Source organism: Pedococcus sp. NPDC057267, assembly GCF_042668795.1.
GTDB lineage: Bacteria > Actinomycetota > Actinomycetes > Actinomycetales > Dermatophilaceae > Pedococcus.
Genome location: NZ_JBHUYG010000120.1, coordinates 1 through 11,151 on the forward strand (window position 1 = coordinate 1; position 11,151 = coordinate 11,151).

An 11,151-nucleotide genomic window follows, 5' to 3' on the forward strand; every position below is an offset into this window, starting at 1 on the left:
CCCCACGGGTGCGCCCCCGGGGGATGCCGGGTGGGGACCCCCGGCGGCATACCCCTTCTCTGTGCGCGGACCGGACCCGCTGCCAGGTCGGGACGAGTCGCGGAGTCGGTCGCCGGGCAGGCCGCAGGCCCCGTCCGGTCGGGCGGGGTCAGGGGCAGGGCCGTGGTCGCGGTGGCGCGGCGCCGTCGGGGTCGGCGGGGTCGGCCGGTGGCGCCATGCGGATGCGGGTGCGCCGCAACGCCTCGACCAGGTCGTCGTACGAGCCGGGGACGAGCTGCCACCGGACGACCGGCCCGTGGTCGCCCTCGACCAGCGACCCGGCATACCGCTGCCGGTGCACGACCGTGTGGTGGGCGCGGCAGAGAAGGGCTGCGTTGCCGACGTCTGTCGCTCCGCCGTCGGCCCAGTGCACGAGGTGATGGGCGTCCGTCCAGCGTGCAGGCTTCGAGCACCCGGGGAACGTGCAGTGCCGGTCCCGCAGCCACAGGTGTCGGACCTGACCACGCGTGAAGAGCCTCATCGCCCGGCCCTGGTCGAGGACCTCCCCGTGCGACCCGAGGACGACCGGCACCGCCTCTGCATCGCACGCCAGGCGGCGCACCGTGTCGGTGGTGAGCAGGTCGTCGCCGAAGGTCAGACCTGCACCGCGGCAGCGTCGGGTCAGCACGTCGAGGCCGATCGTCACCACCAGGCTCGTCTTGGCCTGCCGGGGCACGCCCTCGGGCGCCTCGGCGGCGCGGTGGACGAGGTCGAGGAGGGCGTCGGCCCGGCGGGTGGCAGGTGTGCGCAGGTCCAGCTCTCCGGTCTCCTCGTCGCGGGACGGCTTGGCCAGGGCGTCGACTGCGGCGTCGACGACGGCCGCCCCCTCGTCGTCGAGCAGCAGGGTGTATCGAGCCAGCCCACACGGGCCCTTGCCCTTGACCAGCGACCGGTGGGCCCGCCGGACGTCGGCCTCGTTCTCGACCAGCCGGTCCGAACGGAGCTCGTTGCCCGTGTGGCGCAGGGCCACCGCCAGGTCGCTCTCCGACAGGCCACCCCGGCCACGGGCCGACTCGAGCAGGAAGCCGGTGAGGTCGTCGAGCTGGGTCGGGTCGGCCAGCCCGCGGACGGAGCGGTGGAACCGGACCAGCTGGGCAGCCTTGGCGACCGGCAGGCTCGAGGCGGTCTCGCCGGAGCAGGCGGACGTCGCAGCGCCCACCACCGCGGCCAGCCGCGGCTCGTCCGCGCACTCCGCCACCGCGTCGGCGGCCAGCACCGTGCGCTGGGGCAGGTCGGGTGCGACGGCCCGAGCCCAGTCCACGGGCCCCCACCCGTCGCCCTTGTCCAGGCTGCGCCGCTTCGCCTCCGCCAGGACCGAGACGAGGTGGGCGTCCACGCACGCCGACAGGCGACCGAGCAGCTGCAGCGCTGCCGTGACCTCACCCTCGTCGAGGGCCCACAGCCGCTCGGGTGACGACGAGGTCATCGCCTCGAGTGCCGCCACGGTCGCAGCCAGCACGGGCCGGGGACCGGTGGCTCCTCGCCAGGCAAAGCCCTCGTCTGCGGTGGACATGGGGCAAGCCTAGGTGCGACCACCGACAGCCGAACCTCGACGCGCACGAGGCCAAAGTGACTGGGGCACAACGACTTCTGCCGGTTCCGGTGGCTCTCGTGCATCCCCCCGGCCGCCCTCCTGTGGTGCCCTCCGAGGTGCCTCGCACGTCGTCGCCGGAGCTGTGCTGGACCCCTCCCGGGTCGAGCGACCTCACCCGAACGGTCGACATCCGTCGGTCCCGGCCACCCGCCTGCCGTCGTCGTGCCAGCCTGCCGGCATGGGGATGGACGTCTACGTGGGGCCTCTGTCGCGGTACCTCGCGCGCAACTGGATGACCGTCGTGCAGCAGGTCGGCGCGGCGACGGGCCGCCGTGTCCAGGTCCTCCACCTCGGCGAGTCCCCGGGCGGCCACGACGCAGCCGGGACGGCCATCGACGAGGAGGCTGCCGACGCGATGGTCAGCACCTGGCAGGGCGAGCTGCTCGCGGCCCTCGGCAGCGACACCCCCTGGGAGGACCACCACGACCTGCCGTACTGGACCGACAAGCCCGACTGGGACGAGTACGGCGGCCTGGTGCTGCTCGCGTCATACCTCGAACGCCCCGAGCTCGTCCCCACCGCGCGGGGCGGCCTCTTCCGGCGCGCGCACGCCGACGACCCGCGCGAGTTCCAGCGAGCGGAGGCCTACCAGGCGGCCAGCGCCGCCCCGACGCGCTTCCCCAGCCTGCTCAGCGGTACGGAGTGGTGGCTGCCCGTGGAGACCCGCGGCCGCGTCTTCCGGGCGCCCCGCCCCGACGGGCCGGTGACGACGATGGCACCGGTGAGCCGCCTGCTGCTCGAGCTCAAGGAGGTCGCCGAGGCCATCGGCCTCACCGACCGCGAGGAGCGCGTCGCGATCCGGGCCGCCGGGCCCCCCGACCGCGACGCGGACGTGGAGACCTGCGCCCGGTTCGGGCTGTCGACGCTGCTGCCGCTGGCGGGCAAGGCGTACGTCGAGCGCCAGCCGCTGCTGCTCGACTTCTAGCCGCCGACCCGGAGGTCAGCTCTAGTCGTCGACCCAGAAACCCCGCCCGCCGCCGAACCAGTCGCCGAAGTGGTCGCGGTACGACCCGCCGCCCCGGCCCCCACGCGAGCCCAGGTAGCTGCCGACCACCGCAGCCCCGAGGTCGTCGAGCTCGGGGGCGACGACGCGTCCCTCGACCCGCTTCGCCATCTGCTCGACGAACCGGGCCAGCCCCGGGTCCTCGCCGAGCCGGAAGAACGTCGCCTGCGCACCGAGCCGTGCCACGTTGTCGAGCTCGCGCACGCTGTACGCGATCGTGAGCGGGTGTGGCGGGTAGTCGAAGTAGACGCCGCCGTCGGGCTCGAGGTGGGCGGTCGGCTCGCCGTCGGTCACGACGAGCAGCACCGGCTGCGCGCTCGGGTGCTTGCGGAAGTGCCTCTGCGCCAACAGGAGTGCGTGGTGCAGGTTGGTGCCCTTGGCCCACTCGGCGTCGAGCGCGGTGAGCTCCTCGATCTCCATGACCTGGGCGTGTCGGCCGAACCCGATGAGCTGCAGGTGGTCTCCCCGGAACCGCGTCCGCACGAGGTGGTGCAGCGCGAGCGCGGTGCGCTTCATCGGCACCCACCGCCCGTCCATCGCCATCGAGAACGACGTGTCCACGAGCAGCGCGACCGCGGCCTGGGTGCGTGCCTCCGTCTCGGCGACCTCGACGTCGCGGATGTCGATGCGTATGCCGGGTGCCCGCCTCCCGCTCGCCGCCGAGCCCGCGGGCCCTCCCGGCAGGCCACCGTCGGACGAGGCCGTGCGCAGGACCGCGTTGGTGACGGTGCGGGTGACGTCCCACGGCTGGGTGTCGCCGAACTGCCACTCGCGGGTGGCGCCGCTCGGCTCCGCCGCCGCGCCGGACTGCCGGACGTCACGCTGTCCCTGCCGCCCGGAGAGCCGTTGTGCCACGTCGCGCAGCAGTGCCCGACCCAGCTGGCGCATCGCCTTGGGGGAGAGGCGGAGCTGGCCGTCGGAGGTGCGGTTCAGGTAGCCCGAGTCGCGCAGGGCCTTCTCCAGGCGCGACAGCGTCTGCGCGTCGACCGCAGCTGCGTCGCCGACGAGCCGCGCCAGCGCGTCGACGTCGATGTCGTCCATCCGCGCGCCCGGGTAGGACTGCGACAGCTGCTCGCTCAGCTGGTCGAGCGCGGCGAGGTCCTGCAGGGCACCGGTGCCGTCGCCGAGCCCGAGGCCCTGTGAGCCCTCGAACTGCTCCGACCCCGACCAGTCCTCGCCGGGGCGCAGGGCCTGGAGGTTCGCGTCCAGGTCGGCGAGGGCGTCCATGAGGTCGGGGCTGCCGAACGCCTGGGCCGACAGCTCCATCAGCTCGGCCCGCTGCTCCGGCGTCATCGAGTTGAGCATCCGCTGGGCCGCGGCGGCGCGCTGCGCCAGGCTGTCGACGAGCTCCTCCACGGACTGCGGGTCGTCGGGGAAGTAGTCGCCGTGCTTGTCCATGAAGTCGCGGAACTGCTCCGTGGTGTCCTCGCCGCGGCGGTGGGCCGCGAGGAGGTCGTTGAGGTCGGACAGCATGCGCCGCACGTCCTCGCGGTCCTCGTCGGTGGCGTTCTCGAGCGCCTGCTTCATCCCTGCGAACCTTTGGTCGAGGGCCTCGCGGCCGAGCAGGTCCTTGATCCGCTCGTAGTCCTCGCGCGCCGACGGGCTGCGCCACTGGTAGTCGGCGAGCTCGCTCACCGCGCCGGCGGTGGACGGGGGCAGGTTCTCCATCCGCATCTCGGCGAAACGGGCGTCGTCGTCGAGGTCGCGGGCCAGCTGCTTGCGCTCGGCCAGGACCGCCCGGTCGAGCAGCTCCTTGACCTCCTGCAGCGTCCCGTCGAGCGAGTGCCGCTGCAGGAGCTCCTGGCGCTTGCGGGCTACCTGGGCGGCAAGGTCGTCCAGCCCCGTCTGCTGGCGCGAGCCGCGGCGGAGGTACTCGCGCATGGCGTGCTCCGCGGAGTACCCGGCCATGACGTCCTCGCCGATGGCGTCGAGGGCCTCGGCGAGGTCGACGGGGGGAGCGAGCGGGTCGGGACCACCCGAGTACCGGGCGTAGCGGGCCCGGTGCCCCCGGGCCATCCCGTGCGGCCCGCGGCCGCCCGGCACACCTGGGGACTCGCTCATCCGTAGACCGTCTCGCCGTCGGCGCTGTCCTTGTCGATCCGGCGGGCGAGGTACAACGCCTCGAGCGCCAGCTCCACGGCACCGGCACGTCCGCCGTCCGTCGTCGCGCCCAGCCGGTCGGCCAGCTGGTCGTAGAGGTCGGACTCGCCCAGCACCGGCAGCCCGGTCAGCACGTCGCGCGCCGACACCTGCTCGCCGGTCGTGACACTGGCACCGTTCTCCAGGGCGGAGACGAGCAGCCCCAGGTCGATGCCGCCGAGGTGGCGGCGCGCGGTCTCGGCGACGGCGGTGCGCAGCAGGTGGGTGAGCACCTCCTGCTCGCGGCCCTCCTCGCCGGTCTCGAACTCGATCTTGCCGCCGAGGACCTCGACGGCGCTGTCGAGGTCGACGACGCGGGCGACCGCCTCGTCCTCACCCTGCCGGGTGGCACGGTGCAGGGCGGAGGCCGCAACCGTCTCGGCGCCGGCGATCGCGAAGCGGGCCGAGACGCCCGAGCGCTGGTCGACCGACGAGGACTCCCGCAGCCCGCGGGTGAAGCGCGCGAGGATCTCCACGAGGTGGTCGGGCAGCTCGGCGACGAGGTCGGCCTCCTGCCGGATCACGGCCATCTCGTCCTCGAGCTCACGCGGGTAGTGGGTACGGATCTCGGCACCGAACCGGTCCTGCAGCGGCGTGATGATCCGGCCCCGGTTGGTGTAGTCCTCGGGGTTGGCGCTGGCCACGACGAGCACGTCCAGGGGCAGCCGCAGGACGTACCCGCGGATCTGGATGTCGCGCTCCTCCATGACGTTGAGCATCGCCACCTGGATGCGCTCGGCCAGGTCGGGCAGCTCGTTGATCGCGACGATCCCCCTGTGGCTGCGGGGGATCAGGCCGAAGTGGATCGTCTCGGGGTCGCCCAGGGAGCGGCCCTCGGCCACCTTCATCGGGTCGACGTCGCCGATGAGGTCGGCCACGGAGGTGTCCGGGGTGGCGAGCTTCTCGGCATACCGCTCGTCGCGATGGCGCCACGCCACCCGCAGGTCGTCGCCGAGCTCGGCGGCACGCCGGATGGACGCCGGGGAGACGGGGTGGAACGGGTGCTCGCCGAGCTCGGAGCCCTCGATGACGGGGGTCCACTCGTCGAGCAGGCCGACGAGGCTGCGCAGCAGGCGGGTCTTGCCCTGGCCGCGCTCGCCGAGCAGGACGACGTCGTGCCCGGCGAGCAGCGCCCGCTCGAGCTGGGGGATCACGGTGCTCTCGAAGCCGTGCAGGCCGGGCCAGGGGTCCTCGCCGGCAGCGAGCTTGGCCAGCAGGTTGTCGCGGACCTCCTGGCGCAGCGGCTTGTGCTGGTGGCCGGAGGCGCGCAGCTCGCCCACGGTGCGGGCGGTGGGAGCGGGAGTCGGGGTGGTGGTCGCGGAGGAAGGGTGCGTCACCGCCTCACGCTAACTCCGTTGCCCCGGATTGGGTATGCCGGGCGTCCACCCCGGTGGTCGCGCCCGGCGCCCGCGCAGTGCGAAACCGCTTCAGCCCATTGTCTTCTGGCCGTCGAGCGCCTCGCGGATGATGTCGGCGTGACCGGCGTGCTGGGACGTCTCGGCGATGATGTGCAGCGCCGCCCGACGGACCGTCCACGTCGCGCCCGGCTCGAACCAGGGCGCCTTCGGCAGCTCGTGCGCGGTGTCGAGGTCGAGGGTGCGGACGAGCTCGTCGGTCCTGGCGGCGACCTCCTCGTAGCGGGCCAGCTGCCCGGCGAGGGTCTCGTCCTCGGTGAGGCGGTGTGAGTCCCGGAAGGCAGCCACCTCCGGCGGCGGGTTCTGCCAGTCGATGGACGACCAGTCGATGTCGGGGGCGGTGCCGGCGCCCTCGGTCATGAACGTCGCCCAGTTGGCCTCGGTCTCGGCGACGTGCTTGATGAGGCCGCCGAGCGTCAGCTCGCTCACGGTGGTCCGGGTGCGGGCCTGCTCGTCGGTGATGCCGCGGACGGTGAACAGCAGGAAGCCGCGGTGGCGGCGCAGCGTCTCGACGATGTCGTCGCGCTCGCGCGAGCCGGGGGAGGCGTGCTGTGTCTGGGGCGAGGAGGTGTCCATGGATCCAGCGTAGGAGCTCTTCCGGCCAGTTCGTGACCTGATTTCCCGGTCGTTCCGCAGCTCCCGGGGAGCTGTCCTACACTCGAACATGTGTTCGACAAACAGCCCCGGACGGCAGCCGTGCCGCCGGGCTGGCCGCCGCTCGTCCCGCCCCCCGAGGCCGACGGGTGGCAGGTGCCGGCGGTGTCGTGGCTGCTCGACTTCTGCCCGGCGGACTACCGGCTCTACGCCTCGTGGCGCCGCCAGCCGGTGGCGCTCGCCTGGCTCGCGACCCGCCACATCGAGGCCCAGCTCGTCGCGATGCGGCAGGCGTACCGCGAGGTGCGCGTGGAGCTCGGGGAGCACCTCACCGACGAGGGGCTCGCGCAGGTGCTCGCCGACCTCGAGGCCGAGGGCGTGCGGCTGCTCGCCGCACGCCGCAGCGCCGGCCTGGTCTACGACGCCTTGCAGGGCAAGCGCTACGTACCCCGGCTCTGAGGCCGGGCCTCCGCCACTCTGGTGTGGCATCCGGGTGTGACCAGTGGCGGCCCCGAGGGCATCCGCAACTCGAGTGGGCCAGCCGTCAGAGGGCTGGCGCGGATGGTCAACGACAGTTCCGCAGCACCTCGCACCACCGGGGTTCTGGCCTCAGCGTCTCCGCTGACGAGCTCCCCGCGGATGGGTGGGTCACCCGATGGTCCACGTGTCCCCTTGGCAGGCGCGGTGCAGAGTAGCGACGACCTCCGTTGTCGAGTGGTAGGCGGAATAGCCGACGTCCGAGTTGCAGTCGTCGGCGCCAGTCGAAAGGCCGATGCGCGTGGTCTCGTGGGCTCCGATGTCCGCAACCAGAATGGTGAGATCGTGGGTCAGCCGAATCTGCACCGGCCGGTCGGTGCGATTCGTCACGACCAGGCCAGGTTCGCCACAGCCACCGAGCACCGAAGCAGCCAGGGACACGCCGCAGAGAGCAACGGCATGAGGGAAACCGCTTCGCACCTCGGGCCACCTCCACGACTCGGTATCTGTCAGGCGCCGGTGCCTGGATGACGCAACGCTCTGGGCCCAACTGTGGCAGGGTTCGCGCGCATGGGGAGCTTGGACCGCTACGTCAGCCACGAGTTCTGGTTCGACCACCACAGGTGGGGCCTGGTCGCCGAGGGGGCGGCACGTGACGAGTCGACGGACCCGGACGACCCGGGTGGTGGCGGCGAGTTCGACGGGCTCGTCCTGCGGTGCGGGCCTCGTCTTCAGGTCATGGCAGCAGCGGAGTCAGGTCACGTTCGAGTGGACTGGTGCGCCTTTGAAAGCCCGGACAGCCTGCCCGACAGTGAGGCCGCGTCGTCGACGGTCATGGTCCCCACCCCGCAGAACGAGCTGCGTATCTACGACCACTTCGGGAACACGCAAGGAACGCTGTTGACGTCGAGCAGCGATTCGCTGGTGCGTGTCGAGGTCATGGGCACACACGACTGGGGCGCCGGGGAAGGCGTCGCATGGGGTGCTGCCCAGGAGGTGTACCGGGTGTCGGTGGCCCCGGTGACCGGGCCAGCGAGGTGGACCACCCGCAACCCCACGGACGCCATGCTCTACTGGCTGGCCGACTACGCGCCGAGCATGGGTCTGCCCCGCCCCTCCGACTGGGAACGTCCGGACTGGGAGGACCACGATGTCGACGATCTGGGGCCGTTGGCGGAGATCCAGTTCCGACAGGTCATGAGGTGGATTGGCCGACACGTCCAGGACCGGGGCCGGATTCCCGCGCAACTGCTGCCACACCTTCGACCCGTGCTGCAGATGTGGGAGCAGGAGCGGCTCGACCGCGAGCTGCTGCACGGGGCCGAGCTCGAGATCCGGTCCTACCTCACGTCGATTGAGCACGACCACAGCCTGTTCGACGGGCTCGAGGGGCGAACGGCTCGAGCCGCCTTGTGCCTCGTCGACCCCTCACCCGACAACGTCGACGACCGGATGGCCTGGGTGCAGTCCATGCTCCCGTACGCCTGACGGTCGGTGGCGCCGGCCGGCGAGGTTCCGCGTCGGTGAGGTGCGGCTGCCGGGCACGTCGCGATCCGCGCAAGGGCCGGAGACGGATGCGGATGGTCGATGCTGGCCCCGGCCATCGTGTGCGCCCTCTTCCACGCCGTTGCCGGAAGCCCGGCTTGGTGGGTGTGGCTGGCAGTCGCCGCAGCGCAGGCCGGGGACATCGGTGCGCGGATGAGGTCGCGGGTGCTGTTCCTGTCCTTCATGGCCGGTCAGGGTGGCGGGAGGGCGCACCAGCAGGGCCCTGTCAGCCCTTGACGCCGCCCTCGTTGGCGCCGCGGATGAAGTGGCGCTGGAGGGCGAAGAAGATGACGGCGACCGGGATCGTCGTGAGCAGGGCCGCGCCCAGCTTGAGCGGGTACTGCGTGCCCGTGCCCAGCTGTCCGCTGACGAGGCTGGCGAGACCGGTCACCAGCGTCATGTGCTCGGGGGTGCCCCGGGTGACGACGAGGAAGTGCGAGAACTCGTTCCACGACCCCTGGAACGACAGGATCGTCAGCGTGATCAGGGCCGGCCGTGCCATGGGCAGCACGACCGACCAGAAGGTGCGGAAGATGCTCGCGCCGTCCATCCTGGCGGCCTCCTCGATCGAGACCGGCACCGAGTCGAAGAACTGCTTCATGATGAAGACGCCCGCGCCGTCGACGATCAGCGGCAGGATCATCGCGGCATACGTGTCGTAGATCCCGAGGTAGTTGACCATGAGGAACTTCGGGATGAGCAGCGCGACGCTGGGCACGCTCATCACCGCCAGCAGGGCCGCGAAGACGAAGCCGCGCCCGCGGAACCTGAGGCGGGACAACGCATACCCGGCCAGGCTGTCGAGGAAGACGCGACCCACGGTGACGACGACGGCGATGACCACCGAGTTCGACAACCACCGCATGAAGGGCACGCTGCCGGCGCCCTGCCCGAAGATCTGCTTCCACGCGTGCAGGTCGAAGGGGTTGGGGACCAGCGACAGCGGGTGGGCCGCGGCGTCCGGGTCGGTCTTGAACGACGTCGCGATCTGGATGAGGAACGGGTAGATGAACAGGACCGAGAAGAGCGCGAGGGCCACGTAGAGCAGCACCTGCCGCAGCGGGCTGGTACGGCGGTTCACCGGGCCACCGCCTTCGACCGGCGCAGCAGAGGTCGACGCTCGTCCTTGTCGGTCAGCACCCAGCGCTGGATCCGGGTGAGCACCACGATGATCGCGAAGACGACGAACGCCATGGCCGCACCCGATCCGTACTTGAAGTTGCCGAAGCTCTGCTGGTAGCTGAGGTATGCCGGTGTGAGCGTCGTGCCGTTGGGGTTGCCCTTGCCCATGACGTAGATCTGGTCGAAGACCTGCCAGGTGCCGATGAGCCCCAGGGTGATGACGAGGAAGAGCGTCGGCCGGATCATCGGGATGGTGACGTGGCGCAGCTTCTGCCAGCCGCTCGTGCCGTCGAGGGCGGCGGCCTCGTCGATCTCGACGGGGAGGTCCTGCAGCGCCGCGATGAACATGAGCATGAACGTCCCCGACGTCGTCCACACGACGAGGATGATGATGACGCTGAGTGCGACGGAGGGTCCTGCGACCCAGTCCCACAGCGAGCGGCCGAGGATCTGGCCCTGTGCCCACCCGGGGTTGTCCACGCCGACGGCGTTGAACAGCAGGTGGACCAGGCCACGGTCGTCGGTGAACCAGCTCGGCTGGCCGGCGCCGATCGCGCCCAGGAGGGCGTTGACCGCGCCCGTGGCGGAGAACAGGAAGAGGAAGACCGTCGAGATGGCGATCGAGCTCGTCACCGACGGGAAGTAGAACGCCGTGCGGAAGAAGCCCTTGGCCTTGAGCATCCGGTTGTTGACCAGGAGTGCGAGCCCGAGGGCCAGGACCGTCTGCAGGGGCACGACGAACAGCACGTACCAGAAGGTGTTGCCGATCGACTGCATGAAGTTGGAGCGCGTGAGGCCGTCGCGGACGAACAGGTCGCTGTAGTTCCGCACCCCGACGAACTCGGCTCCCGGGCCACCGCCGAACGGGTTCACCGAGCCGTTCCAGTTGGTGAGGCTGACCCACAGGGCCATGACGATCGGGACCACCATGAACAGCCCCAGGATGACGATCATCGGGCTGACGAAGACCCACCCGGCCACGCCCTCACCGCTGCGGATCCCTTTCCCCGCACCGGCTCCGCGGCCGCCAGGTGCGCCGCGTCCGCCCCGCCCGCGGGGGGTGCGGGCGGTCGCTGTCAGGGCCTCCGTGCGCACCGCCTGGTTCGCGCTGCTGCCGAGCTGGGTCATGGGTCCTCCTGGGGCGTGCCGCCGCGCGGCGGCCGGGGGAACGGGAGTGCGGGGGTGGGTCAGGAGTGGTGGCGGGCGGCGTGCGAGGCGTCGGG

At 71.7% G+C, this 11,151-nt stretch carries 10 protein-coding genes; 3 read left to right on the plus strand and 7 right to left on the minus strand.

Features of this window, described 5'->3' with window-relative positions:
- Window positions 1-148 precede the first annotated feature (148 nt).
- Entirely contained in the window at window positions 149-1,552 is a 1,404-nt protein-coding gene (locus tag ACFUC1_RS18540; RefSeq protein WP_379122446.1) for a DUF222 domain-containing protein, read from the minus strand.
- Window positions 1,553-1,811: 259 nt separating this feature from the next.
- On the opposite strand from ACFUC1_RS18540, the gene ACFUC1_RS18545 reads away from it, so the two are divergent.
- Entirely contained in the window at window positions 1,812-2,558 is a 747-nt protein-coding gene (locus ACFUC1_RS18545; RefSeq protein WP_379122448.1) for a hypothetical protein, read from the plus strand.
- 21 nt (window positions 2,559-2,579) lie between these two features.
- Here the strand turns inward: ACFUC1_RS18545 and ACFUC1_RS18550 are convergent, their stop codons facing one another.
- The 3 genes from ACFUC1_RS18550 to ACFUC1_RS18560 all read right to left on the minus strand — a co-directional run bounded on the left by ACFUC1_RS18550 (window position 2,580) and on the right by ACFUC1_RS18560 (window position 6,766).
- The gene (locus ACFUC1_RS18550; protein ID WP_379122463.1) at window positions 2,580-4,652 is read right to left on the minus strand and encodes a VWA domain-containing protein; all 2,073 of its coding nucleotides are present in this window, start codon (window positions 4,650-4,652) and stop codon (window positions 2,580-2,582) included.
- Between the two features lie 41 nt (window positions 4,653-4,693).
- A complete protein-coding gene (locus ACFUC1_RS18555; RefSeq protein ID WP_379122450.1) occupies window positions 4,694-6,112 on the minus strand; it encodes a magnesium chelatase in 1,419 nt (472 codons plus the stop codon).
- A gap of 90 nt (window positions 6,113-6,202) precedes the next feature.
- A complete protein-coding gene (locus ACFUC1_RS18560) occupies window positions 6,203-6,766 on the minus strand; it encodes a DinB family protein (RefSeq protein ID WP_379122452.1) in 564 nt (187 codons plus the stop codon).
- 90 nt (window positions 6,767-6,856) lie between these two features.
- Between ACFUC1_RS18560 and ACFUC1_RS18565 the strand changes: the two genes are divergently transcribed.
- On the plus strand, window positions 6,857-7,243 hold the full coding sequence (locus tag ACFUC1_RS18565) for a hypothetical protein (RefSeq protein ID WP_379122454.1): 387 nt from the start codon (window positions 6,857-6,859) through the stop codon (window positions 7,241-7,243).
- A 189-nt stretch (window positions 7,244-7,432) separates the two neighbouring features.
- On the opposite strand, the gene ACFUC1_RS18570 is transcribed toward ACFUC1_RS18565, so the two are convergent.
- Window positions 7,433-7,702 carry a hypothetical protein gene (locus ACFUC1_RS18570; protein ID WP_379122455.1) on the minus strand — a complete coding sequence of 90 codons (270 nt, stop codon included), beginning with the start codon at window positions 7,700-7,702 and terminating at the stop codon, window positions 7,433-7,435.
- A gap of 129 nt (window positions 7,703-7,831) precedes the next feature.
- On the opposite strand from ACFUC1_RS18570, the gene ACFUC1_RS18575 reads away from it, so the two are divergent.
- Entirely contained in the window at window positions 7,832-8,749 is a 918-nt protein-coding gene (locus ACFUC1_RS18575) for a hypothetical protein (protein WP_379122457.1), read from the plus strand.
- Between the two features lie 283 nt (window positions 8,750-9,032).
- Here the strand turns inward: ACFUC1_RS18575 and ACFUC1_RS18580 are convergent, their stop codons facing one another.
- Together ACFUC1_RS18580 and ACFUC1_RS18585 are read right to left on the minus strand one after the other, a co-directional pair.
- Window positions 9,033-9,887 carry a carbohydrate ABC transporter permease gene (locus tag ACFUC1_RS18580; RefSeq protein WP_379122459.1) on the minus strand — a complete coding sequence of 285 codons (855 nt, stop codon included), beginning with the start codon at window positions 9,885-9,887 and terminating at the stop codon, window positions 9,033-9,035.
- On the minus strand, window positions 9,884-11,056 hold the full coding sequence (locus ACFUC1_RS18585; RefSeq protein ID WP_379122461.1) for a carbohydrate ABC transporter permease: 1,173 nt from the start codon (window positions 11,054-11,056) through the stop codon (window positions 9,884-9,886). The genes ACFUC1_RS18580 and ACFUC1_RS18585 overlap by 4 nt, the downstream gene beginning before the upstream one ends.
- Between the last annotated feature and the right edge of the window lie 95 nt (window positions 11,057-11,151).